The organism is Bacillota bacterium (assembly GCA_013178415.1).
In the GTDB taxonomy this organism is placed as follows: domain Bacteria; phylum Bacillota; class SHA-98; order Ch115; family Ch115; genus Ch115.
Genome location: JABLXA010000003.1, coordinates 134,668 through 159,331, shown reverse-complemented (window position 1 = coordinate 159,331; position 24,664 = coordinate 134,668). Strand labels below are relative to the sequence as shown.

Genomic DNA, 24,664 nt, shown 5'->3' with positions numbered 1-24,664 from the left:
GTTTTTTATTCATGCCTACTTCCTAATTCTCACTACCACGTAAGGAGAAGCGAGGAGAAAGAAAGAGATGCTGATAATTTAAGGAGGATTTTGAAATGAGAAGGTTTTTGGTTCTTGCGCTGGCGGCGATTCTTATCTTGGCGATGAGCGTCTCCTTTGCGAGCGCAGCCAAGCCGCTTCCGAAGATACAGTTCTTGAGTGGAGACTCGCAGATCGCGAAACTCTATGCACAGGGTATTCAGGAAATGATAAGGAAGAACCTTGGCATTGAGATGGAGATCGTTGCTGTTGACTTCAAAACCCGTCTTTCCAAGATGAGAAATGGCGATTTCCAGATAGTTTTCGCCGGGTGGGGCGCTGACTATGATGACCCCATGACCTTCGCGGACCTGTGGATTACGGGCAGCGCTTTCAACGATTGCAAATGGAGCAACAAAAACTATGACGCGCTCATCAAGGCCGCTAAGAACTCCAACGATCAGAACCTCAGGATGAAGGCCATGGCCAGGGCAGAGAAGATCCTCTTGGATGAGATGCCAATAGCGCCTATCTATTGGCCTCCTCGGAACTACATAGAGAAGCCATATGTCAAAGGGATAGTGAGGCGCGCTACCGGCGCTGATATCGAATGGAAATGGGCTTATACCGAAGGCAGGCCCGGTGGTGACAAACCCCAGTACCTAAACCTGAACCTTGGCGAAGAGCCGCCGGATCTGGATCCCCAGACCAGTACAGATCAGATATCTTTTGAGGTTCTTGGCGCTGTTCTGGAAGGTCTCGTCAGGAAAAACCCGGAGCACAAGATTGAAAAGGGTTCCGGGCTTGCGCTGGATTGGACGGTTTCCAAGGACGCTACCGTCTACACGTTCAAACTGCGTGACGCCAAGTGGAGCGATGGCAAGCCCATCACTGCCTATGACTTTGAATATGCGTGGAAGCGTGCCATCGATCCTCGCACCGCCTCGCAATATGCATATCAGTTCTACATCATAAAGAACGCTGAGAGCGTCAACATGATGGACCCCGGCAAAGTAGGGGACAAGGGCATCGAGAAGGCTCTGGATACGGTTGGTATCAAGGCCCTTGACGCCAAAACGCTCAAGGTCACCCTCGAGCGCCCGACTCCATACTTCCTTGATCTCTGCGGATTCATCAGCTTCCTGCCTGTGCCCAAGCACGCCATTGACAAGTGGGGTGACAAGTACGCAGCTGACGCTGATAAGATGGTCTTCAGCGGGCCGTTCTATATTGACGAATGGAAGCATGAGAGCAAGATGGTCCTGAAAAAGAACCCTAACTATTGGGATGCCAAGAATGTGAAATTGGATCAGATAAACTTTGACATGTTCAAGGATATCAATACCCCTATCAACATGTTCGAGGCGGGCCAGCTAGATGCCATAGGCGTTCCTGGATCACATATCCCGATGTTCAAGGACCGGGGTATGAAGACCATTGCTGATGGCGTATCTTGGTACCTTGAGTTCAACTGCCAGGATCCCATCTTCAAGAATGCCAATATGAGGAAGGCATTTGCTTATGCCATAGACAGGAAGCTCTTTGTGGATCAGGTCCTGAAGAATGGCTCGCTTCCGGCCACGGCCTATACTCCACCCGTCATTCATGACCATAACGGCGCGTCTTTCCAGGAGAAATGGGTCGGCGAGGTTCTACCTGAGAGGGCAAATATTGCCAAGGCCAAGAAGTTCCTGGAAGCCGGCTTGAAGGAGCTTGGCTATACGCTTAAATAGCGCATCATTTCTTGGCTTGACGGAATAGCCGTTGGGGCAGCCAGGAGGCAGCCCCGACGGCTTGCCTATTGAAACAGAGCAGCAACTGGATGGCAGGGGGGAAATAGTTTGGGCCGTTACATCGCAAGGCGGCTTGCTTTTTCACTGGCAACTCTCTGGGTCATTATCACCTTGACCTTTCTGCTAATGCATTCGATCCCGGGAGATCCCTTCATGGGTGAAAAAGTGACAGAAGCGATCCGCCAGAACATGTTACGCAAATATGGATTGGATAAGCCATTATGGCAACAATATCTGGTTTATCTGGGCAATCTCCTTCATGGAGATCTGGGAATATCCCTCAGGATGACTAATCGCACTGTCAATGATCTAATTAGGGAAGGGTTCCCTGTGTCCTGCGTCCTGGGTCTCGAGGCCCTGGCTTTTGCCCTGACGACGGGGCTTTCTTTGGGGATACTCGCGGGGCTGAAACATAACAGCGGCTGGGATTATCTTGCAATCATCGTGGCTATCATAGGGATCTCTGTGCCAAATTTCATCACTGCCTCCATACTGCAATATGTGGTGGGTTATAAACTCAGATTGCTTCCTATAGCCAGATGGGGCACTTTTAGTCAATCTATCATACCTGCATTTTCTCTTGGGCTTGGCACCCTTGCCATAATGGCCAGGATGATGAGGACGAGCGTCCTGGATGTGATAAATCAGGATTATATTCGCACCGCCAGGGCTAAAGGGCTCTCTCAGTCCGAGATCACCTGGCGCCATGTGATTCGTAACGCCATACTTCCCATCGTCACTATGATGGGGCCTCTCGTGGCCGGCATAACCACAGGGACATTGATCATCGAACAGATTTTCGGCATCCCCGGATTGGGCAAGTATTATGTGCAGAGCGTATACAACCGTGATTATACCCTCATCCTGGGGACCACTGTCTTTTATGCCACGATCCTCGTGATCATGAATCTTCTTGTGGATATTTCATATGGATTCATTGATCCACGCATCAGGCTAGCTGGGAAGAGGGAGTGATGGTGTTGGCCATATCACGGGAATTGTCTCCAGAGATGTTTGAACCTGTGACATTGAAACAAGGCGAGGCCGAGGCCCTGACGCGGCCGGTGATATCTTACTGGCAGGATGCATGGCGGAGGTTCAAGAAAAATCGTCTGGCCCTTTTTGGCCTCGGCATTTTGATATTTATGGGGCTTCTCTCCATATTCGGTCCCTATTTTACCCCGTATGATTACCGGGAGCAGAGCCTGCTTTACTGTAATATGTTACCATCACGGGAACATTGGTTGGGGACGGATAATCTGGGCCGGGATATCTTTGCTCGATTGTGCTATGGCGCCAGGATATCGCTTTTCATCGGTATAATGGCAGCGACCATGGACCTTGTGATCGGTGTCATTTATGGGGGAATCTCTGGCTATTGCGGCGGGATCGTAGATGACATCATGATGAGGGTGGTTGATGTTCTTTACGGCATACCATGGCTCATCATAGTGATTCTGCTGCTGGTGGTCATGCCGCCGGGGCTCTGGACGATAATCCTGGCAATGAGCATAACCGGCTGGATTGGGATGGCCAGGCTTGTAAGAGGACAAATCCTGCAGATCAAGGAGCAGGAATATGTCCTAGCTGCTCAAGTCTTGGGCGCGAGTCCTGCTCGTATCATAGCTCGGCATCTGGTTCCCAACGCCATGGGCGTCATCATAGTCAATCTTACCTTCACGATTCCAAGCGCTATTTTTGGCGAGGCCTTCCTGAGCTTTATCGGTCTGGGTGTCCCACTCCCCCTGGCGAGCCTTGGCTCAATGGCCAATGATGGATATCAGTACCTGCTGATATATCCATATCAGCTTTTCTTCCCGGCCATAGCCATTTGTCTTATCATGCTCGGGTTCAATTTCGTTGGGGATGGTCTCCGCGATGCCCTTGACCCGAAGCTCCGGCAGTAGAGGAGGAGACGTCTTGTGAGTAGACTGTTGGAAGTTACAGACCTGCAAGTTTCATTCTACACTTACGCCGGAAAGGTCCATGCAGTTAGGGGCGTTTCCTTTTACTTGGATCGCGGGGAGACCCTGGCTATAGTAGGGGAATCAGGTTGCGGCAAGACTGTAACTGCTTCTAGCGTGATGAGGCTCATCCCCTCTCCTCCTGGTAAGATCGAGGGTGGGAGTATAATATTCCACGGCAAGGATATAACCAAGCTTACCGAAGCAGAAATGCAGCGCATCAGGGGAGCGGAAATGGGAATGATCTTTCAGGATCCCATGACAGCTCTCAACCCTACCATGACCATCGGACGGCAGATCACAGAAGTTCTCATCAAACACCAAAAGATGAGTCTGGCTGATGCGCAGAAGCGTGCCATTGAAACACTCGAGATGGTGGGAATACCTAATCCATCGGAACGCATCAGGCATTACCCTCATCAGTTCAGCGGCGGTATGCGCCAGAGGGTTATGATAGCAATGGCCCTGTCATGCAATCCGAAATTGCTCATCGCTGATGAACCCACCACAGGGCTGGATGTCACGATTCAGGCTCAGATCCTGGATCTTATGAAGAGCCTCCAATCTCAACTAGACACCTCTATAATCCTGATAACCCATGATCTTGGGGTGGTCGCGCGCTTGGCAGACAGGGTAATGGTGATGTATGCAGGCAAGGTGGTCGAATCAGGTGTATCTGATGATATCTACTACAATCCACAACATCCTTATACAAAGGCGCTACTGCAGTCTGTTCCCAAGATACATGGTGAGAGGAAGGGAGATCTACTGGCGATCCCTGGAACACCTCCGGACCTGTTCACCCCGCCGAAGGGGTGCGCCTTTGCTCCTAGGTGCGACAAGGTCATGAGAATCTGTCTCGAGGAGGATCCGGGCCCTTCCGAGCCGTGTGATCATCATTCAGTGACTTGTTGGCTCAGCCATCCCATGGCCAGGAAGGCTAACGCCAAACAGGCACGGGCGATGGGAGGCGCGAGGTAATGGCTGCAGCAGAAGTGGTTCTTGAGATCAAGAATCTGAAGAAATACTTTCGCTTCGGGCGCAATGTTGTGCTCAAGGCAGTGGACGATGTGTCTTTCACCGTGCGCAGGGGCGAGGTCTTCGGCCTTGTGGGCGAGAGCGGCTGTGGAAAGACCACTGCAGGACGCACTATTGTCGGGCTCTATCAACCTACGGCAGGGCAGATAATCTTTGAAGGGGAAGATGCAACTCATCTTTCTGGCGCGGCGCTCAAGAGATTCAAAAGACGTATGCAGATGATATTCCAGGATCCCTATGCATCTCTCAATCCAAGGATGACGGTGGGAGACATAATCGGGGAGGCCATTGATATACACCACCTGGCATCTTCACGTAAGGAGCGACTCGATAGAATTCATGAGTTGCTGCATGTGGTGGGCCTCAACGCGGAACATGCGGCCAGGTTCCCGCATGAATTCAGCGGAGGTCAGCGCCAGAGGATAGGAATCGCTCGCGCTTTGGCCGTTGATCCTGTGTTTCTGGTGGCCGATGAGCCCATCTCGGCACTAGATGTCTCAGTGCAGGCCCAGATAGTCAATCTCCTATCTCACCTGCAACGCGAAAGAAATCTGACTTATATTTTCATCGCGCATGACCTTTCAATGGTGAGACACTTGAGTGACAATGTGGGTGTGATGTACCTGGGCCATCTTGTCGAGCTCTCATCCAGTGATGAGCTCTACAAGAATCCGCTGCATCCCTATACCCAGGGATTGTTATCTTCGATCCCTATTCCTGACCCCCGGCTGGAAAAAGAAAGGCAGCGGGTCATCCTCGAGGGGGAGGTGCCAAGCCCCATCAATCCGCCGCCAGGATGCCGATTCAGGAGCAGGTGCAAATATGCAATGAAGATCTGCGCAGAGCAGGAACCTAAGTTAAAAGAGGTCGCTCCCGGACATTGGCTGGCATGTTATCTGTAAGAGTTCGCTGCTTAGAGTTTAGAAGAGACTATACCGGGCGGGCGGATGGCGATCTGCCTTCGTCCGCCTTTTCATAATCCGGAGCAGGAAGTGTATGAGACTTAGATTTGCCCGCCAAAATGCCAAGATGATAACCATCCTCGATACATATCTGGCCTTTGAATTCCTGGCGCCCTTTTCCCTCTGTGTCCTGGGTTTCATTATAATTGTATTGAGTGGGCAGCTCTTTTGGATTTCTGACCTCATAATCGTGAAAAAGGCAGAGGCCGGGATGGTTTTGCGCCTATTGGCATACAAACTGCCCGATGCCATCGCCCAATCTTTGCCCTTTGCCTCGCTCTTCGGCTGCGTCATCGCCCTTTCGAGGATCGCCAAGGATAGCGAGCTTGCGGCCATGAGGACCGGCGGGATGTCCTTTAAACGCGTGATCCTGCCGTTTGTGGGTCTATCGATATTCATATCGCTGGGCAGTTTCTCCCTCAACGAATGGGTGGTCCCATGGGCAAATCATGAATCCTATAACATAATTCGCCGTATCGCCATCGAGGAGAGCATGCCACAGGTCGAGGAGAATGTCTTTATCAGGGGCACACAAAATCGGTTTTTCTACGTCAGGAAAATGGACCCTTCATCCAGGTTGATGCAGGATGTCATGATATATGAGACCGGGCGCGATCTCCCTCGAATCATCACGGCGCGAAAGGCCAGAGGAAACGGGCCAGTATGGTATCTATACAATGGGGTGGTCCATGATCTTAACGCAGAGGGTTTCGTAGAATGTGAAGCGCGTTTTGAACAGATGAAAATCCCTATAGAAAAGGAACTTGCGAATTTCTTCGAGAACCAAAAGACAACTCAGGAAATGAGCAGGAGAGAGCTCAAGGAGAACATAGATCTTTTTGCCCGGAGCGGCATAAATGTCGATCCTCTTCTGGTTGATTATCATATGAAGCTTTCCCTGCCCGTGGCTGCCTCATTACTCACTGTCGCGGGCGCTCCGCTGGGGGTAAGCAGGCCACGCGGCGGGCGCATGTTTGGTGCCGTCGTGGCAGCCATGCTTTCCTTTGGTTACTTCATCCTCGCATCGGTCATGAGATCTCTAGGCGCCAATAGTGTTCTCCCACCACTCTGGGCAGCCTGGACGCCGGATGTTGTATTTGCCATCGCAGGAATTGTCCTTGTTATCCTCAGCGAGCGGGTGAGGTAGGCATTATGAGCATTTCAAGAAAGAGCGGAGGATCGATCATCATCATGGTAGCGTCAGCGATGATAATGGTCCTCTTTGGCCAGACGGTCATAGCAAAAGATGGCAGCACCCCAGCATCTCTTTCGGCTGATTCATTGAATTTTGATCTTGGAGGACGTGTCCTTATCGCCAGTGGCAATGTAAGGCTGGTCTACGAAGACATCAAGATCCTGTGCAGCGCCATGAGGCTGGACCTCTCAACAAATGAATTGGCGGCAGAAGGACCTGTGCAGTTCTGGCGAGGTGATGACAAGGTAGAGAGCGCATCCCTCACCTACAATCTAAAACGAAAGAGCGGAAGCCTCATCGATGCCTCTACCACCGTTACCGGCACGGATATAAAGGGAGAGTTGATGCTCAAGGGTTCTCAGGTAGAAGTGGAAAAGGACATTGTCACCATAAGGAATGGTTCCCTTACCAGCTGTGACCTCGAGAAGCCGCATTATCATATCGAAGCTTCTGAAATCAAGATCTATCTCGATGATCGCGTCGTGATCCGGAATGTTTCATACTGGGAGGGGAGATTCAAGGTCTTCTATTGGCCACATCTGGTCTTTTCACTCAAGCGGGAGAACCAGTTTGAGCTCCCAAAGGTCGGATATGGCGCAAGGGAAGGATGGTATGTAAAGACCACATATAACTATTACCGTAATGAACACTCTTATGGCTCAGTCTATCTTGACTATATGGAGCGCCTTGGCCCTGCGTCCGGTATCAAGCATCTCTACCACATCGGGAAGCTGGGGGAGGGCTTTCTATACCTTTATTTGCTTGGGAACCGGAATACCGGCCATGTAGACACGAGCGCCGAGGTTTCCCATGAGATCCCTGTAGGAAGCGACACCAAAATCAAGTTGGATGCTACTTATGACGATAGCCTTGCAGAAAGTGGAGAGATGGATACTCGTATGACTTCATCTCTTACCGTACACCAAAAGGATATGAAGGGGTATGTGGATCTCACCCTTGATGGGACCTGGATTGGCGGAGAATATGATGGGCAATCGCGAAGCGCCTCCATAAGGATGCGGCGGGAATTAGGAAGGACCCTCACCCTCAGCTGTGACGCCAGTTATCTTGATAGAAACGTGCCGGACAAACCTACCGACAGGTATTTCAACTACCTGGTAAGAACAACCCAAACATTGGGATGGGCTGATCTCAATTTGGTAGTGGAAAACTACGTGAAACCTAAGGCAACTGGGGAAGAGGAGGAGCAACCCGAGGAGGAGATCCCCTGGAATGCCCTGAGAAGGCTGCCGGAGATATCACTCACCAGCAAGCCTGTTGATATCAAACTAAATCAGCTGCGTATCCCCCTGACATTCAGCGCCACATGGGGGAAGTACCAGGAGAATGCCGTCCATGGCGGCTGGACGCCAGGGGTATTGTCTGCCTCCAGGATTCACCTCGAGGGTGACCTTGGGAGAATTTCACGCCAAATTTTGCCGGGCATCTATGGCAGTTTCTCCGGCGGGGCGACATACGATTTATACAGCACTCAAGATCGTCGGCTGACCCTAGAAGCGGAAACTGGGATCGAGGCCAAGCTCTTTGGGCCGTTTAGCGCCTCTGGGGCTTACCATTACCGTGGAATCTGGGGCTGGACCCCATTCGTTTTTGATAAACTCGATCCTGAAGGGCTCATAGCAGCGAAACTTCAGTTCAAACAGCCTAAATGGTCGGTCTCTCTCGGCACGGAATATGACCTCTACAATCGGGAGATGGGAGATATTTCAGGAAAGCTGAGCATAACGCCACGAGACGATATTTCCTTTGACCTGGAAGGTGAGCTAGACCCCAAGGAGGCGACTCTGACCAAAGTGACGGTCAGGCTTGATGCTCACCCCACCGAAGATTTCAATGTGCGTTTTGCCACCCGATATCTCCCGCCCACCCAGACCATCGACCGGATAGAAGGCGATGTTGATGTGCGAATCTCTGATGAATGGAAGGCAAGGCTTACTGCTGTCTATGGGGGAGTCGCTCAAAAGGAATTGAAGAGGCTGGATGTAGGTATAGTGAAGGATCTCCATTGCAGGGAGCTTGCTCTATTGTATAGTTATGATCGACAAGAGATATGGCTTGAATACAGGATCAAGGCATTCCCATTCGAAGGGCTCAAGTTTGGTCTCGGGGACCAGGGAGTGCTCTTCAAACCCCCGGGTGAGAGCCAATGAAGAGAAGGCTTCGGAGCCGCCCATTCCTGGAAAGACGGCGGGAAATGTGGCAGAGATCTTTGCCCGCCCACCTGGCGCTCTTGCTGGTTCTACTTGTCATTGTGGCGGGGGTGGCAATCCCGTATATTCTAGAGGTGCGGGCCCCCAAACCTGCGCCGGGCAAGATTTCAGACGCAGGTGAGGCGTCAGGGGTGGATCTTTCAGGCACTCACCTGGTGGGAAGAAAGGCTGGGACTTTGCAGTGGGAATTCCGGGCAGAGTCTATGAGCATTGACGAAGAGATTGGGGTTACCCAATTCTCCAATATAAAGAATGGTATCTTCTATGAGGATGGGCGCAAGGTGGCCATGACCTTCACCGCGGGGCGGGCTCTGGTCAGCCAGGACAAGAAGACCATCGATCTCGATGGTGGAATCACTCTGAAATCCCCTGACGGGAGCCAGGTATTTCATGCAGCAGACATGAAAATCACAATTGACGGGCGTAGTTCCGGAGCTGTATGTTCTGGCCCTGTGAGATTAGTTTTAGAAGGGGCGGAAGTCTCTGGGGACCAGGCCACGCTAGATTTCAATAAACGTCAGTTTATAATAACCGGAAACGTTATTTTGAAGTATAAAGAGCCCGGGATCAGGGGGAATATGTCCGCTATGAAGGCCGTATATTCATATTCAGATCGCGCTCTTGAGGTGGAAGGGAAGTCGGATGCCGAGTTTCAAATTGATTAAGTGAAATGGCAAAATGCGGGCCTCGGGGGATTCTGCGGGTTCAGCCGTGGAGAAGCATAAAAGGGTTCAGAGCCAAAGGGGTGGATAGAGGTGGGGGCGAGGATATTCTGTGTAAAGCCTGGCATCGGAACGCATGCCATTTTCGTTTTTCTTCTTATGGCGTCAATAGTGGGCCTCGTGACGACTGGACGCGGATATTGCGCCAGTACGGTCAGGATCACAGCCGATCAAAAGATTCGCTATGACCTTGCAGGGAAGGTCTTTGTGGCAGAAGGCAATGTGAGGATAATTCAAGACGATACGACGATAAAATGTCAGAGGGCCGAAATCACCACAGATAAGAAAGTGGCTACCATAACCGGGGCTGTAGAGCTATCTCAACCTAATGTGCTTTTAAAAAGTGACACCCTCGTAGTCTATTTCAATGAAAAAAGGGTGATAGCTCAGGGAAATGTGACTCTCGTCAAGAGTGATGAAAATGTCACTCTTAAGGCGAACCGTCTTGAGTATTGGACACAAAAGAAGCAGTGCGTTGCAGAGGGGAATGTCTTTGTCACCAGGAAGGATACTAAGGCATGGGGAGATAAGGCAACTTATTCAGAAAAAGAGAAGCTTTTGATACTGACAGGAACGGTGAAAGCCGAGAGTCCGGAAAAGGAACGGTTGAATTCTAAAGAATTGAAAGTATATACCGACAAGGATCTCATCGAGGCCTCTGGGGGGGTTGACATCGAATTTGACGTGAAAGAGGAAAGTAGCGGAAATGAAGGCAAATAAATAGTATGGCTATTCCTGGGCCCCCCTATGCTATAATGGACATGCGCGGTTTTATGGCGCGGCAAGGGGGTCTAGCCTTGCTTCTACTTCTCAGGGAAGGTTTTTGGAAGGATCTAGCGCTTCTTATTGCAACAAGTGTCGTTATCGGCGCCCTACTTTCGGGAGCAGCAGCAGGGGTATCAGATAGATATTTCGGGTCCACCATAGACGGAATTCTTGGCCAATTTGGCAAATATGACCTCATTGTTCATGTGCGGGAGGAATTCAAGGACCAGGCCGCTAGAGAGATATCCCGTGTGGTGCAGACGAATTACCCGGGAGCAGTTGTGACGCAAAGCGTGTCAGTTGCCGGCCGTTCGAATTTCCTGATAGGTTTGCCTGAGGGCTTGAGGAACCGCGATGTATTGGAGGCTATGCCCCGCGCCTTTTCCGACGTGCCGGGGGCCTCAGGTTCTACCTTCATCATAGAGCCCAGGACCATTATATCTGGTATTGAACCCGGGGCCATGGGATTCCTCATGGAAAAGGTGGAAAACATCCCTGGCGTCCGGTTTTGTTTCCGGGATGGATCGTCAATCGGCGTGGTCGTGAATTCTCTCGACGAACTCCCAAGGATAACAGGCAGGATAAATCAAATCTTGAATGCCTACCGGGTACTGGAGATTCGCCTTCCTATGGGACAGGAATTCCCTGATGCGCCGGCAACTGCGGCTTCCATTGTCAACCGGCTCAAATCCATTTCGACCGGGCTCATCCTTGATATCACCTCCTACGGGCGCAATTCAGATCTCAAAGATCTCATGACAACTCTGGGCGAGATGAAACAATTTCTTCAGTCTTATGCTACTCGGGCCGAGATAACCATAGGTCCGGGGGTCAGATTAAAGCCCGGTGATGAGGTGATCCTGAGGCCGAAGGGGGATTCGAGGTCATCTGCGCGTCCGGTAGCAGCCGGGCCTCATGAGCTCAGGGTCGAGATTCGCGAGGTCTCCGGGAGCAAGGCCAGGGGGTTCGTGGTGGCCGGCAACTTAGAAGGGGCTGCACCTCGAGCTATATCGGATAGGGCTGTATCGAACGGAGCTATATCGCGCGGTTTTCAAGAGATTTCCGCGGACCGGCAGGCCGGCTACTTTGTGGGCCCATTCACAGTATATCCAGTCGGGGGCGCAGGCCAGGACCGGCCCATCGGGAGCGCAACTGTCATCAGCGAAAAACTCCGCCTGAATTATGTGGTTGACCAGAGCATTTCACTGGTAAAGGGTCTCAAGACCTACAGCCAGGATGGTTTGAGCAGTATCTCATCGGCAAGGCAGGCCCTGGACCTGTATGATAATGTAGTGTCCAGCCTCATCTCCGCACAGCGCACATTAGATTCCCTTGGGGATGAAACCTCCGGTCCTATCTCTCCGGCGAAATCTGGTGAAATGCTGAAGAAGCTGAATGATGTATCAAGGGTCGTTGACAGGTTCTCAGCCTCTCTTGAGACTCTCGATTTTCTGGATCGCCAGGCTAGGGAGTTTCTGGGATCCAACAGGTCAGGCAGTCGAAGCCCCAATGTTTCGGCCTTGGTAAAATCCTTGAATGAATGGCACGACAAGGCAAAACAGCTTTCGTCCGGTCTCGGGACAATTTCCAGTCTGGTGAAAACGGGTGAGCTTCCTGGCATCGTGAATGGGTTGCGGAGACTCACGGATAGGTTGCTTATCGAGCTGCAGAACCTTGATGTGAGAGGCTTGAGGTCCAACCTCGATGCCATCGCTCGCGACCTCAGGAAGGTCTCGGAGCTGGACACAGAGGCCATGCTGTCTCAATTGGCGGATATAAAATCATCCCTTCCAGATCTGGGGGATGAAAAGGTAGGCCGTTCCATCAAGCTGATCGAAAGTTATATGGGGGGGCAAGTCATACCCGGCCAGAGGATCGACATATTGCTGGGTCCGGATGTCCCGGAACGGGAGGCTCTCATGATTTCGAAGGAGATGACTGCAAATTTCGATGCCACTGTAAGCCTGATGCGCGTGGGAATGCTAGAGCCCGGTATCAGGAGCGAAGTCTACCGGATCATGCGGGAGGCAAGATCGGCCATCGGGACCCTGGTATGCGTCATCTTCACCCTTTTCACGCTTCTCCTGGACCATTCCATTGTGGCGGTGGTATTGAACCATTTCTATTCTCGGCAGAGAAGTCGAAATATCTGGCGGCTTTCGGCGGCAGTCTATATGATTTTATCTGGCGCATCGACAAATAGCCTCATTTATGCTATACAAGAAAGCAAGCTCGGATGGATCGGGCCTTCTTATATGGCATTCCTCGGTGGTTTCCTGGGTCTCATAGTTTGGACGCTGAGCGGGAGGATCAACCCGATCAATGTCTCGGAGATCGAGGCGTGCGAGGCCATGGGGATGCCATATTCAACCATTGTTAGAGAGATAATAATACCCGAGGCCAGACCTGGAATATTCCAGATACTGAATAGGCTCCAGCTGCGCTATGGGGTGAGGCCTTATAGGCTGGCGTGGTCCGGTAGGCCATTGAGGATGGCTCCGGTACCTGGTGCTGGGGGTGGCGCCGGTGGGAAGTGATGAAGGGAGATTTCTGCAAATAGAAGGCCTCAGAAAGAGGTTTGGGCGCAAGGTCGTTCTTGACGGGATAGATATGACCTGTAAACGAGGAGATGTAGTAGTTATCACCGGGCCGAGCGGGTGCGGCAAGTCAACGCTCCTCCGCTGCATCAACAGGCTCGTCCAGCCGGATGGCGGGAAAGTGATTTTCGATGGGACGGATGTCATGAGCCTGGACTACAGGGGGCTTTTGAGTCTGAGATCCAGGATCGGCTTCGTCTTCCAGCATTTCAACCTGGTGCGGAGACTCTCGGTGTTTGAGAATGTCCTGCTGGGGGCTGAGGTATCCGGCCTCCCGCGGGGGGAGGCCGGGGAAAATGCCGAGCGCGCCCTCGGAAGAGTGGGGATAGGCAAGGAGATGTTTTACAGGAAGCCTGACACCTTGAGCGGCGGTGAACAGCAGAGGGTGGCCATCGCCAGGGCGCTGGCGATGAAGCCAGAATTAATGCTTTGGGATGAGCCCACCGCTTCCCTCGATCCGATTCTGGTAGGTGAGGCGCTAGATGTGATCGAGGATCTGATTCACACCGAAGGCATTACCATGGTGTTGGTGACACACGAAATGGACTTTGCCCGAAGAGTGGCGACACGCCTCTTACTTATGGAATCCGGAAGTATCATCGAGGAAGGAGATCCGGAAACGGTGCTCTTCTCTCCTTCCTCTGAGTTGGGAAAGCGATATGCGAAATTGGTAAAGGGAAAAACCGATCATTGTCGAATATATCAAAGATATGGACAAGAATCTTGATGGAAAGTTCGAGAGAACTATAAGGGAGCAGGTTTTTTTTAGAGGGAGTTGTCTTCACTCTGGCAGGAAGGCCACATTGACGTTAAGCCCGGCGCCAGCGGGTTCCGGTGTGATCTTCCTGAGGCGGGATGGCGGCGAGCTTAGAGAACTCCCGGCCAGGGTCGAGAATATCGTCGACGGCGCTCGTGCCACTACATTGGGAAGGGGCCATGTCCAGGTCAGGACTGTTGAGCATCTTATGGCCGCGCTGAGAGGGCTATCTGTAGATAATGTGATATGTGAATTGGATTCGGATGAGGTCCCGATGGGGGACGGGAGCGCGGCTGTTTTTGTGGACCTCATTCGAAGGGCTGGGATTATCTCTCAGGACTGCCCCGCGAAAGAGTATATATTGAGGCATCCTGTATGGGTAAGAAAAGGCAGCAGGTACCTGGTGGCGCTGCCGTATGATGGGCAGTGCTTGAAGGTCACCTACTGTTTCGTGGGGGACGATCCATGCCCTGGCACCCAACAAGTGGAATTCGATATCAATGAAGATATCTTTATAAGGGAGGTCGCCCCGGCCAGGACGGTGGCATTTGAGCAAGAGATAGCTTCATTACGGTCCCTTGGACTGGGTCTCGGCGGTGACCTTGACACGGTCCTGGTTGCGGGGAAGGATGGATATCTCAACGAGCCGAGGTATCCCGATGAAGTCGCTCGTCACAAGGTATTGGACTTGGTAGGGGACCTTGCCTTAGCGGGACGGGTAGTAGCTCATGTCATAGGCATCGGCTCCGGACATGCCATGAATCATGAGTTGGCGCGCAAGATAATTGAGGCGTGCTGTCCTGCCCTTTAGACGTATTTGCGCCCTAGCCGTCTTAGATACCCTAAACACGATGCACAGGGGATGGGCGGATCTTGCGCTCTTGCCAGGGTCTCTGTAAAGGGTTTGCCACTCTTACGCTCTTGTTTATCTTAGAAGGAGAGTCTTGTGATATGGAGAGCATCGAGATACAGAGAATACTTCCACATAGGTTTCCATTCCTGCTTGTGGACAGGGTCATTGAGCTTAAGCCCGGGAAAAAGGCGGTAGCCATAAAGAACGTCACATCGACAGAACCCTTTTTTCAAGGGCATTACCCGGGCAGACCCATAATGCCCGGGGTCCTGATAATCGAGGCTATGGCGCAGGTATGTGGCATTGCCGCGCTCAGCGCCCAGGAGGCTCTTGGGAAGATCCCGTATTTCGTTGGGATTGACAGGGCCAGATTTCGTAAACCCGTTCTACCAGGCGACCAGATTCGTATCGAGGCTGAGATCACAAACGTCCGGAAAAATATGGGCCGGGCTTCAGCCAGCGCTTATGTAGAGGATAGGCTTGTGGCTGATAGCGAGCTTACATTTGCCTTGGTAGATGGGGAGCAAGAGGAATCACAGAAAGGGGAAGCATGATTTGCTTTTCAAAGTTGACAGGGGTTTTGTGTCCCCTACAGGTGAAGCTCATGGGCGGCCGACGCGCAAGATTCATCACACTGCTATCGTTCATCCCAGCGCCAGGTTGGGAGCTGGGGTGGAAATAGGCCCTTATTGTGTGATAGGGCCCGATGTAGCAATTGGTGATGGCACCAAAATCGGGGCGCATGTTGTAATCCACGGGCCATGTGAGATAGGGAAGAATTGCGTCCTTTCACCTTTTGTATGCCTCGGCGGTGACCCTCAGGATATCAAATACAAGGGCGAAAAGACGGGGCTCATAATTGGCGATGAAAATGTGATACGCGAGTTCGTGACCATTCATAGGGGAACACCTGAGGGACGAGGCGAAACGAGGGTAGGAAACCGCAACACGATCATGACATATGCCCATATTGCTCATGATTGCATTGTTGGTTCTGGAGTCACTATTACCGCGGGAGCTGCATTAGCGGGGCATGTCATAGTTGAAGACGAGGCTGTGCTGGGCGGCATGTGCGGTATCCACCAGTTCTGTAGGGTAGGCCGCCTGGCCATGGTGGGGGGAATGGCCAAGGTCGTCAAGGATGTGCCGCCATTTGCCCTTGTGGACGGCAACCCCGCCAGGGTTATGGGTTTGAATATCGTAGGGATGCGCAGGCATGGCCTGTCATCGGAGACCAGGGCCACGCTGCGTAAAGCTTACAGGATACTCTATAATTCAGGTCTTACTGTCTCTCAGGCGAACCACAAGATCGCTCAGGAATTGAGTTCCTGCCCAGAGATAGCCAGTTTAATTGATTTCCTCAATGGTTCAAGCCGCGGCATCATGAGCTACAAGGACCAAGGTGGTTATAAGGATCAGGGTGAAGGGCCATCGGAACAATGAGCGATTGATTGTGCCCGGAGGAGACTGAGAATGTGATCATGGGGAGATTGGGGATCGTTGCGGGCGGAGGGAATCTCCCTCTTGCCATAGCGCGCGGCGCAAAGAAACAGGGTATATATGTAGTTGTATGCTGTGTCACGGATGATTTTGCGCCAGGACTGGAATCCGTTGCGGATAGACTCTGCTGTTTGCCGCTTCACGCTCCATATGAGATCTTGAGGCTTTTCATACAGGAAAAGGTGACTGAGGTTGTGCTGGTGGGCAAGGTATGGAAGAATAGAGTCTTCCATGATATGGCCCTCAATGGGCTTATGGTGGATTATATGGGCCATGATGGGCCGCGCAGTGATGAGGGTATCCTCCAGAAGTTTGCGTCAGACTTCGAAAGCGTTGGCATCACAGTTACTTCTCAGCTCAAATATGCAGGCGATCAGCTGGCAGGCAGCGGCGTCCTCGGGGAGAAGATCCCCTCCGAGCGTGAGCTTCTGGATGTGGAATTTGGCTTCAAGGTCGCAAAGCATATCGGGGCTATGGATATAGGTCAGAGTGTCGTGGTGAAGGATAGGATCGTGCTGGCCATCGAGGCCATAGAGGGAACTGATGCGACGATCCTTCGCGGTGGCCAACTTGGAGGCCCTGGCTCAGTGGTGGTGAAGGTCTCCAGACCATCTCAGGATATGAGATTTGATGTGCCAACTGTCGGCCCGGAAACCATTAGGCGCATGGTCGAGGTAGGGGCTGGGTGCCTCGCGCTGGAGGCGGGTCACGCCATTATGGTGGACCGGGAAGAAATGCTTCGACTTGCGGACGAGATGGGGGTATCTGTGGTAGGATATCAGCCTGCGAACAGATGAAAGGAGGGCGGCCTCTGCGGATTGCATTGATAACAGGAGAGGTGTCAGGGGATCTCTATGGCGCAGAGCTTGCCAAAAGGCTCAGGGAACTTGATCCGGATGTGGAACTCGCGGGTGCTGGCGGCCCCTCCATGAAAGCTGCCGGAGTCGAGATTTTAGAGGACCTCAGTTATCTTTCGACCGTGGGTTTCATTGAGGCCTTCCTTAAATTACCCCAAGCTCTCAGGTCCTTTTCACGCCTGAAGGCATCTATATTGGCTTTCGGGCCGGATTGTATCGTGTTCATCGACTTCCCTGGGTTCAACTTGAAATTTGCCACCTTTGCCGCTCAGAAAGGGATTCCTTCTGTATATTTCATCTGCCCGACTGTATGGGCGTGGGGCCGCGGCAGAGCGAAAACCATTGCGCGCTCCGTCACTAGAGCTCTTTGTATATTCCCCTTCGAGGAGAAGATCTATCGCGAAGCTGGCGCTGACGCGATATTCATTGGTCATCCAATACTTGATATAATGGGGCTACTTCCGGAGAGGGCTGAGGCAAGGGAAAGATTGGGGCTCGATGATTCTTCAACGGTCATAGCGCTTCTCCCTGGGAGCCGGAAGCAAGAAATAAAGAGGTTGCTGCCGGTTATGGTAGGAGCGGTGGCGAAGGTCTCACAAAAGAAACCTGATACAAGGGCTATCCTTGCCCTGGCACCTAACATGGAAATGTCGGATATCGAGGAATATATATCCAGGAGCAGTGTCACCATCGAGGTTTATCACGGGCGCGCTTATGAATGTCTCAGGGCGTGTGACATGGCCTTAATAGCCTCTGGCACGGCAACCCTTGAAGCGGCGATTCTGGGCGCGCCCATGGTAATAACCTATGCAATCTCTCCAGTTACCTGGCTGATCGGACGTCGACTCATCAAGATCCCCTACATCGGCTTGCCGAATATCCTGGCAGGGAAGGAAATAGTCCCGGAGCTTCTCCAGGGGGAGGCCACGGTTGACAGTCTATCTGAGAAAACCTTACAATTGTTAGGTAGGGATGAGGAGAGAGCCAAGATGATTGAGGATCTAAGGCAAGTTGCGGCGAGCCTTGGGAAGGGGGGCGCCATTATACGGGCAGCTCAGGAGATACTGGAGGTGGCGCGCGGTGGAAGATCCACGCCCGGGACGGCTGAACGCCATTGATGTCGCTGTCATTACTAATGCCCCTGGAGAGGTAGCTGGTTGGGTAACTCCTTTTTGCCGCAGTATGCACCGGCGGAACGGGGCGGCCAGAATATGGATATTTCTTACCCCATGTCCATTCTCGACAGGGCATGAGATGGGAATCGCCCGCCAATTGCCAGGAGTCTCCGGCGTTTTCACTCCTTCGCAGACAATCTCCTTTATCCTTTCGGGAAAGCGTCCCAGGGGGTTTGATGCGGCTTTAAAGGGAATTGTGGCGCATTTGGGCGGTGATTTCTGGTATTCTGCGCGAATTTCAAAACGTCTCGGATTTAGAGCTGTTGCCTATTCAGATAGAAGCGCCACATGTATTTCCTCATTTGAGGCCTTTGCAGTTGAAGATGAGAGGGTGAGGGACAAGCTGGCGGCCAAAGGGGTAAGACCTGATGCGATACAGGTGATTGGGAACCTTATGATAGACGGAGTCAAACCCTCTCTCGAGAAAAATGAAGCCAGGGCTGCATTCGGCATAGGAAACGATGAGAAGTGCGTGCTCCTGCTCCCAGGAAGCCGGCCCAAAATAGCAAGATACTTCGTTCCTTTCTTGCTTGAAGTGGCAAGGACTATGAAGTCTGTAGACAGAAGCGTCAAATTTCTTTATTCGGTTTCGCCGTTTATAATGGGGGGAGAAAGTCCTGGCTACCTCATCAGGCATGATCTGGATATGGAACAGGTAAAACCGGAAGAAAGGTTCAATGCTATGGTTGCTTGCGATCTGGCTATCGCTCTCCCCGGCACGGTCACTGCTGAGCTGGCAGTGTTGGGAACGCCTATGATTATAGCGGTCCCGCTCCGGCATTGGGATGTCGTGCCACTCCCTGGCATATTCGGCCTGCTGGGGGCTGTCCCGGGGATCGGACGAGCAATGAAATATCTCGGTGTGAAGTGGGCGCTTCAAAAGGTGAAATATCTCGCGTTACCCAATAAGCGCGCGCGGAAGTATATTGTACCCGAGCTTGTTGGTAAGGTGAGTCCTCAGGATGTCGCTATCGCGGGCCTGGAATTGCTGCAAGACCATGACAGGCTTGGGGGGATTTCGAAAGAACTCAGGGATGTCATGGGGCCCCCGGGAGCATCTGAACGGCTCGTTGATATGGTTCTAGAGATAGCCGCACGGAGCACGGAGGAATAGAGATGAAGATTCCTCATACCCTAAAAGCCGTTTTACGGCCATATTGGTACCATCTGACGGGGGCGATGGTATGCGCCGTCTTTGTCAGTCTAGCTAACCTCAGCCTCTATTGGGTAATGAAAGAGGTGGTGGATAAGATACTTGTCCCCGGATCGAGGACGGGACTTCACCTCCTCAATCTTCTCATACCGGGGCTTATGACGCTTTTCGGTTTGAAGGGCGTATTTGCGTATTGCCAGAGTTATCTCCTTGCTTTTACCGGGCAGCGCGCGTCGGCTGACCTGCGCAACAGGCTTTATATTCATCTCCAGCGGCTTTCCATCCAATTTCATGATACAAGGCATGTTGGAGAGATGGTTTCCAGGGTGACAAATGATGTCTCTCTCATCCAGAATACCCTTGTAAATGGCTTATCCGAATTGGTGCTGCAGGCTGTGACATTGGCAGGGGTCATTGGGATGATGTTCTATCTAGATTGGCAGCTCAGCCTGGTCACCTTGATTATAATGCCAGCGGTAGGATGGGTAATCGCCCGGGGGGGCGACAGACTGAGGAATATAGCCGTGGCTAACCAGGCTAAGATCGCTGATATAGCCACGGTGCTTCAGGAGACTCTCACTGGCATTCGGATCGTAAAGGCGTTCAATATGGAGCGCAGGGAGATCGAGCGATTTGGACGTGAGAATGAAGGCAGTTTTGTGACCAGCATGAAGAGCGCAAAAATCTATGCTTTGATATCACCACTTGTAGAATTCCTTTCTGTAGTGGGGATGGCCTTTGTGCTGTGGTTTGGCGGCCGGCAGGTGCTCAAGGGTACTCTTACGCTGGGTTCATTTATGGCATTTCTCGGATGCGCAGGCACTGCATCTACTCCAGTTGGCCGGATATCTGCGGCCTATGGGGCCATGCAGCAAGGGATCGGCGCTTTAGAGAGAGTTGAATCTATCTTCGCTATAGAACCAGAGATCGTGGATGCCCCCAATGCCATAATACTCCCGGCGATAAAGGGCCATATCGAATTCCGGGATGTTTCATTCAGGTATGGAAACGGTGAAGAGGTTTTAACTGGAATCAACCTTCGCGTGCGGCCTGGGGAGGTCATTGCCATAGTCGGTCCTAGTGGGGCTGGCAAAACCACGCTGGTCAACCTGCTCATGAGGTTTTATGACCCCACCAGCGGAAGTATCTATATTGACGGTTACAATCTGAAGCGTATCAAGATTGAGTCGCTGAGGAGCCATATTGGACTTGTGCCACAGGACACGATCCTTTTTGGCATGACCGTTAGAGAAAATATCTCTTATGGCAAGGAAAATGCATCCTTTGAAGAAATAGTCGCGGCTGCGAAGGCGGCTAACGCGCATGAATTCATTACTCAGCTGCCCGAGGGTTATGATACTGTCCTTGGCGAGCGGGGAGCGACGTTATCGGGTGGTCAGCGACAAAGGATCGCGATAGCTAGGGCTATATTGAGGAATCCCCGGTTGTTGATCCTGGATGAAGCTACTTCGGCGCTGGACGCGGAATCGGAAGCCTTGATCCAGGAGGCGCTCGCTCGTCTTCTGCAAGGGAGGACGACATTCATCATCGCGCACCGGCTTTCTACCATCAGGAATTCTGACAGGATCATCGTGCTGGAAAATGGGAGGATCGTGGAGAGTGGGACACATAAGGAGCTTCTGGCGAAAGGCGGGCTTTATAGCAGGCTTTCGCAGGCTCAGTTTGAGCGGCGAGAGGTGGTATAGGCGTGCCTTCTTCGCCGTTTTCATCATTGTCGGTGGCATCTTCATATGGTGCTTGGCATATAATGCCTGGCATCCAGGAAGGCATATCCTCTCAGATACCGGGGCTAGTTCCCGAGCCAGCTCTAAGATTGCCGGGTCGCGCGATGAAAGCGGCAATGTAGCCGCCCCAGATTCCGAGCATGTGGGTAAAGATGCCGGGCCGGGGATAACGGTGAAAGGCGGGAAGATCATCCTCACCAACCCATCCGGAGAGGTAGAATGGGAGATGAAGGCCGATAAAATCGAGGCCTCGGATGATGCCATGATGGCAAGTATCTATGGCGTAGAGGCGGCGAAATATAGCGAAGGGAAGGAGATCTCTCGTGTAAAGGCTGCCAAAGCTGTGGTCTCGTGGGAAAAGAGGACGCTTTCATTCGACGAAGGCGTGAGCGCGACTACCCCGTCAGGGGAGCGGTTCGAGGCCGGCCGGGCCTCATGGGATGGAACTCAGAACACCATTATCTTCGGGGGCGGGGTACGCTACAAGGGGCCTACAGTTGCGCTGGCCTCAAATACCCTGACTGTGGATGACCGATTTCACCTGGTAAAGACCATGGGTCCGGGCAAGGTGACCATACTGAGGTCGCGCCCAGCGGGGAGAGCGGCCGAGTGTCCGACAGTTCCGTGAATAGATATTTTTTATTGAAGCAATTCTTTCAGGGAGAGGGGAGGTTGGCCATGATTCGTTTCTTGCGCTACATACCTGCAATTCTCTTGATCTTTATAGTTCCTATTGTTTCTTCCGGTCTCTATGCCTGGACGGCGACCGCCCAGACGCAGGGTGGAAGCTCTGCAGTTGAGATAATAGAGATTACAGCTGATGGAAATATCGAATACGATAATCAAAAAAAGGTGATCACAGCGGATAAGAACGTTGTGGCAGTCTATGGCTTCAGGACCATAAGAGGGGACAGGATGAGCTTTGAGGAGAAATCGCAGAAACTTATGGTCACTGGCTCGGTCAGGATCAAGGAATCTGCTGCAAATGGCTGGGCCATGGCTTGCAACGAGATGACTTATCTGGTAAATGACAACCGTATATTTGCCACCGGCGCGATATCGGCTAGCATGGACAACGCTCAATTATCAGGGAATAGCCTAGAGGCTGACTTTCATGCGGGGACAGCTCGCCTTCAGGGCAATTGTCGCCTGGTCTATGAGGATATCACCGCGACAGGCGATATAGTCGACTTTGATAGAAATAGCAGGAAAGCGCAAGTGACGGGCAACGCTCAGGTAAAGAGCGGCGGCAGGGTTTTCTCGGGAGGGAAGATAACCATATTCTTGAATGAAAAACGCGTAGTGGGGAGTGAGGGGACACGCCTGGTAATCCCAATCGAGAAGCAAAAGCAATAGATCTAGAGCTCTCCGGGATCCAGACGGATTCTGAGGATACCGGAATCAAGACGGATTCTAGGGATTCCGGGATCAGGGCAGAGGGGCTCGAGAAGAGATATCGTGGGCGCAAGGTAGTGCGGGGAGTTAGCCTTTGCGTCCGCAGGGGGGAGGTCGTAGGTCTCCTGGGGCCGAATGGAGCAGGCAAGACGACGACCTTTTATATGATTGTCGGCCTCGAGGCGGCGGATGCGGGTGAGATCCTGCTGGACGGTGAGGTGATCACTAGACTTCCCGTTCATCTCAGAGCGCGACGTGGGGTCGGATATCTTGCCCAGGAGCCCTCGATTTTTCGGAGGCTCACTGTCCTGCAAAATATCGAAGCGATCCTCGAGCTCAGGGGCGTGCCTGCCTCTGTGAGGAAGAAACAAGCATATGAACTCCTGCAGAAACTGGACATCGCCCATCTTGCCGATCAGATGGGCTACACCCTGTCGGGCGGGGAGCGACGTCGCGCAGAGATAGCTCGATGCCTCGCCATATCTCCTTCTTTCATTTTGCTCGATGAACCATTCACTGGCGTTGATCCCATCGCTGTCCAGGATATCCAGGAGATCATAACTGTGCTCAAGCAGGATGGCCTCGGAATTCTCATCACTGACCATTCAGTGAGGGAAACCCTGGCAATTGTAGATAGGGCCTATATTATGCACCAGGGGGAGATACTGGTTTCCGGCAGCAGCGCCGAAGTTGCCGCAAGTGAGGTGGCCAGGAGGTTCTATCTGGGGGAGCGTTTCACATTATCGTAAGCACAAGCTTATTATATTTGCACTGCTACAAGTTATTTTATTTATGCACTGCCAGGATGCGAAATAGATGATGAATACGACGGTGATTTAAGTGGCCTTATCGGTCGTGGATAGATATATAGCTAAAGAGTTGAGGTCATACCTGGGTTTCAGTTTTGCCGCCTTCACGGGGATTTTCGTGGCGGGAGATTTGCTATTTGAGGCGGCAAGGCTGCTTGCAGGCGGCAGCGCTGGGGTTGCCACCGTGGTGAAGATTTTCTTTTTGGGCCTTCCTCGCATAGCAGTGATGACGTTTCCAATGTCTGTCCTCATGGCCACCCTCCTCTGTTTTAGCAGGCTTTCTGACAGCCATGAGCTGGTCGCCATGGTGACCAGCGGGATAAGCAGGAGGCGTCTCGTTGTCCCCGCAATCGTCTTGGCCATTGTAGTTACCTTCGTATCATTATACCTTACCGAGGTCGTGGCGCCGCGGGCAAATTCCGAGGTCCAGGAAATTCTATGGGAACTCGGCGGAAAGAGCGCCGTCCAGGTTCAGACCAATGTCGTATTGAAAGAATTCAAGGATGGAAAGATCTCTCGCCTCGTGGTGGCCGAAAAACTGGATGGTTCTACTGGTAAACTCACCAATGTGACTCTCCAGGATTTTGAGGATGGCCGGCTGGTGAGAATAACCACAGCGCCGCGCGCCATTTGGCGGGACGATGACTGGCAATTCATAGGTGGTACAATCTATACTATCTTGGATGGCAGCCGGGTTGGGTCTATCAGATTTTCCACATATGAGAGCAGGATCCGCCGCGCCCCCAGCGAGATAATGAGGAGACAGAAGGGCCCCGATGAAATGGGGATAAGCGAGTTGTTCAGATATATAAGGGTGTTGGCTGGGCAAGGCGCGGAGGTCCGAGAGCTCTGGGTCAAGTTTCACCTTAAATTGGCTATACCCTTTGCCAGTATTGTCTTCGCCCTCATTGCCGCCCCTCTCGGTATCCGACTCAGGAGATCTTCCACATCAGTAGGGTTTGGCGCCAGCATAATATTGATCTTCATCTATTATGTTATAATGAGTCTGGGGACGGCCTTTGCGGAGCGCGGCAGCGTGTCGCCATTTTTGGGGGCATGGTTTCAAAATTTCCTGTTTGGCGGAATCGGCGCCTTCCTTGCTCTTAGACGGGGCTGATTTCGGTGGGGTGAGCTA

General features: G+C 52.2%; 22 protein-coding genes. All 22 read left to right on the top strand.

Features of this window, described 5'->3' with window-relative positions:
• Positions 1 to 95: 95 nt before the first annotated feature.
• The 22 genes from HPY52_03680 (at position 96) to HPY52_03575 (ending at position 24,646) form a co-directional block, all read left to right on the top strand.
• Complete coding sequence (locus HPY52_03680) at positions 96 to 1,751, top strand: hypothetical protein (protein NPV79367.1); 1,656 nt, start codon at positions 96 to 98, stop codon at positions 1,749 to 1,751.
• Positions 1,752 to 1,859: 108 nt separating this feature from the next.
• On the top strand, positions 1,860 to 2,786 hold the full coding sequence (locus tag HPY52_03675; protein NPV79366.1) for an ABC transporter permease: 927 nt from the start codon (positions 1,860 to 1,862) through the stop codon (positions 2,784 to 2,786).
• Complete coding sequence (locus HPY52_03670; GenBank protein ID NPV79365.1) at positions 2,786 to 3,718, top strand: ABC transporter permease; 933 nt, start codon at positions 2,786 to 2,788, stop codon at positions 3,716 to 3,718. The genes HPY52_03675 and HPY52_03670 overlap by 1 nt, the downstream gene beginning before the upstream one ends.
• Positions 3,719 to 3,733: 15 nt before the next feature.
• Positions 3,734 to 4,756, top strand: a complete 1,023-nt coding sequence (locus HPY52_03665) for an ABC transporter ATP-binding protein (protein ID NPV79364.1) — start codon at positions 3,734 to 3,736, stop codon at positions 4,754 to 4,756.
• Positions 4,756 to 5,715 (top strand): ABC transporter ATP-binding protein, encoded by a 960-nt coding sequence (locus HPY52_03660; protein ID NPV79363.1) that lies wholly within the window; start codon positions 4,756 to 4,758, stop codon positions 5,713 to 5,715. Before HPY52_03665 ends, HPY52_03660 begins: the two co-directional genes overlap by 1 nt.
• 94 nt (positions 5,716 to 5,809) lie before the next feature.
• Positions 5,810 to 6,922: a YjgP/YjgQ family permease gene (locus tag HPY52_03655; GenBank protein NPV79362.1), complete on the top strand. Its 1,113-nt coding sequence runs from the start codon at positions 5,810 to 5,812 to the stop codon at positions 6,920 to 6,922.
• A 5-nt stretch (positions 6,923 to 6,927) separates the two neighbouring features.
• Positions 6,928 to 9,141, top strand: coding sequence for an LPS-assembly protein LptD (locus HPY52_03650; protein ID NPV79361.1), 2,214 nt, complete (start codon positions 6,928 to 6,930; stop codon positions 9,139 to 9,141).
• Positions 9,138 to 9,866 carry an LPS export ABC transporter periplasmic protein LptC gene (gene lptC / locus HPY52_03645; GenBank protein NPV79360.1) on the top strand — a complete coding sequence of 243 codons (729 nt, stop codon included), beginning with the start codon at positions 9,138 to 9,140 and terminating at the stop codon, positions 9,864 to 9,866. The genes HPY52_03650 and lptC (HPY52_03645) overlap by 4 nt, the downstream gene beginning before the upstream one ends.
• A gap of 90 nt (positions 9,867 to 9,956) precedes the next feature.
• Entirely contained in the window at positions 9,957 to 10,643 is a 687-nt protein-coding gene (gene lptC / locus HPY52_03640) for an LPS export ABC transporter periplasmic protein LptC (GenBank protein NPV79359.1), read from the top strand.
• Positions 10,644 to 10,720: 77 nt separating this feature from the next.
• The gene (locus HPY52_03635; protein ID NPV79358.1) at positions 10,721 to 13,225 is read left to right on the top strand and encodes an ABC transporter permease; all 2,505 of its coding nucleotides are present in this window, start codon (positions 10,721 to 10,723) and stop codon (positions 13,223 to 13,225) included.
• Positions 13,226 to 13,298: 73 nt separating this feature from the next.
• Positions 13,299 to 14,012 (top strand): amino acid ABC transporter ATP-binding protein, encoded by a 714-nt coding sequence (locus tag HPY52_03630; protein NPV79357.1) that lies wholly within the window; start codon positions 13,299 to 13,301, stop codon positions 14,010 to 14,012.
• Complete coding sequence (lpxC, locus tag HPY52_03625; GenBank protein NPV79356.1) at positions 13,996 to 14,853, top strand: UDP-3-O-[3-hydroxymyristoyl] N-acetylglucosamine deacetylase; 858 nt, start codon at positions 13,996 to 13,998, stop codon at positions 14,851 to 14,853. Before HPY52_03630 ends, lpxC begins: the two co-directional genes overlap by 17 nt.
• A 140-nt stretch (positions 14,854 to 14,993) precedes the next feature.
• The gene (gene fabZ, locus HPY52_03620; protein ID NPV79355.1) at positions 14,994 to 15,449 is read left to right on the top strand and encodes a 3-hydroxyacyl-ACP dehydratase FabZ; all 456 of its coding nucleotides are present in this window, start codon (positions 14,994 to 14,996) and stop codon (positions 15,447 to 15,449) included.
• Positions 15,412 to 16,338, top strand: coding sequence for an acyl-ACP--UDP-N-acetylglucosamine O-acyltransferase (lpxA, locus tag HPY52_03615; GenBank protein ID NPV79354.1), 927 nt, complete (start codon positions 15,412 to 15,414; stop codon positions 16,336 to 16,338). Before fabZ ends, lpxA begins: the two co-directional genes overlap by 38 nt.
• A gap of 8 nt (positions 16,339 to 16,346) precedes the next feature.
• Positions 16,347 to 17,192, top strand: a complete 846-nt coding sequence (gene lpxI, locus HPY52_03610) for a UDP-2,3-diacylglucosamine diphosphatase LpxI (GenBank protein NPV79353.1) — start codon at positions 16,347 to 16,349, stop codon at positions 17,190 to 17,192.
• Positions 17,189 to 18,370 carry a lipid-A-disaccharide synthase gene (lpxB, locus tag HPY52_03605; GenBank protein NPV79352.1) on the top strand — a complete coding sequence of 394 codons (1,182 nt, stop codon included), beginning with the start codon at positions 17,189 to 17,191 and terminating at the stop codon, positions 18,368 to 18,370. Before lpxI ends, lpxB begins: the two co-directional genes overlap by 4 nt.
• Entirely contained in the window at positions 18,333 to 19,541 is a 1,209-nt protein-coding gene (locus HPY52_03600) for a hypothetical protein (protein NPV79351.1), read from the top strand. Before lpxB ends, HPY52_03600 begins: the two co-directional genes overlap by 38 nt.
• Before the next feature lie 2 nt (positions 19,542 to 19,543).
• The gene (locus HPY52_03595; protein ID NPV79350.1) at positions 19,544 to 21,286 is read left to right on the top strand and encodes an ABC transporter ATP-binding protein; all 1,743 of its coding nucleotides are present in this window, start codon (positions 19,544 to 19,546) and stop codon (positions 21,284 to 21,286) included.
• Entirely contained in the window at positions 21,201 to 21,953 is a 753-nt protein-coding gene (gene lptC / locus HPY52_03590) for an LPS export ABC transporter periplasmic protein LptC (protein NPV79349.1), read from the top strand. Before HPY52_03595 ends, lptC (HPY52_03590) begins: the two co-directional genes overlap by 86 nt.
• A 50-nt stretch (positions 21,954 to 22,003) precedes the next feature.
• Positions 22,004 to 22,681: a hypothetical protein gene (locus HPY52_03585; protein ID NPV79348.1), complete on the top strand. Its 678-nt coding sequence runs from the start codon at positions 22,004 to 22,006 to the stop codon at positions 22,679 to 22,681.
• Between the two features lie 71 nt (positions 22,682 to 22,752).
• Entirely contained in the window at positions 22,753 to 23,469 is a 717-nt protein-coding gene (gene lptB / locus HPY52_03580; protein NPV79347.1) for an LPS export ABC transporter ATP-binding protein, read from the top strand.
• A 106-nt stretch (positions 23,470 to 23,575) separates the two neighbouring features.
• A complete protein-coding gene (locus HPY52_03575; GenBank protein ID NPV79346.1) occupies positions 23,576 to 24,646 on the top strand; it encodes a YjgP/YjgQ family permease in 1,071 nt (356 codons plus the stop codon).
• Positions 24,647 to 24,664: the final 18 nt, after the last annotated feature.

Coding starts and splice junctions, on each gene's coding strand:
- HPY52_03680 (NPV79367.1), top strand. CDS start 96: ATGAGAAGGTTTTTGGTTCTTGCGCTGGCGGCGATTCTTATCTTGGCG.
- HPY52_03670 (NPV79365.1), top strand. CDS start 2,786: ATGGTGTTGGCCATATCACGGGAATTGTCTCCAGAGATGTTTGAACCT.
- HPY52_03660 (NPV79363.1), top strand. CDS start 4,756: ATGGCTGCAGCAGAAGTGGTTCTTGAGATCAAGAATCTGAAGAAATAC.
- HPY52_03655 (NPV79362.1), top strand. CDS start 5,810: ATGAGACTTAGATTTGCCCGCCAAAATGCCAAGATGATAACCATCCTC.
- HPY52_03650 (NPV79361.1), top strand. CDS start 6,928: ATGAGCATTTCAAGAAAGAGCGGAGGATCGATCATCATCATGGTAGCG.
- lptC (NPV79360.1), top strand. CDS start 9,138: ATGAAGAGAAGGCTTCGGAGCCGCCCATTCCTGGAAAGACGGCGGGAA.
- HPY52_03630 (NPV79357.1), top strand. CDS start 13,299: ATGACCTGTAAACGAGGAGATGTAGTAGTTATCACCGGGCCGAGCGGG.
- lpxC (NPV79356.1), top strand. CDS start 13,996: ATGGACAAGAATCTTGATGGAAAGTTCGAGAGAACTATAAGGGAGCAG.
- fabZ (NPV79355.1), top strand. CDS start 14,994: ATGGAGAGCATCGAGATACAGAGAATACTTCCACATAGGTTTCCATTC.
- lpxA (NPV79354.1), top strand. CDS start 15,412: ATGGGGAGCAAGAGGAATCACAGAAAGGGGAAGCATGATTTGCTTTTC.
- lpxB (NPV79352.1), top strand. CDS start 17,189: ATGAAAGGAGGGCGGCCTCTGCGGATTGCATTGATAACAGGAGAGGTG.
- HPY52_03595 (NPV79350.1), top strand. CDS start 19,544: ATGAAGATTCCTCATACCCTAAAAGCCGTTTTACGGCCATATTGGTAC.
- HPY52_03585 (NPV79348.1), top strand. CDS start 22,004: ATGATTCGTTTCTTGCGCTACATACCTGCAATTCTCTTGATCTTTATA.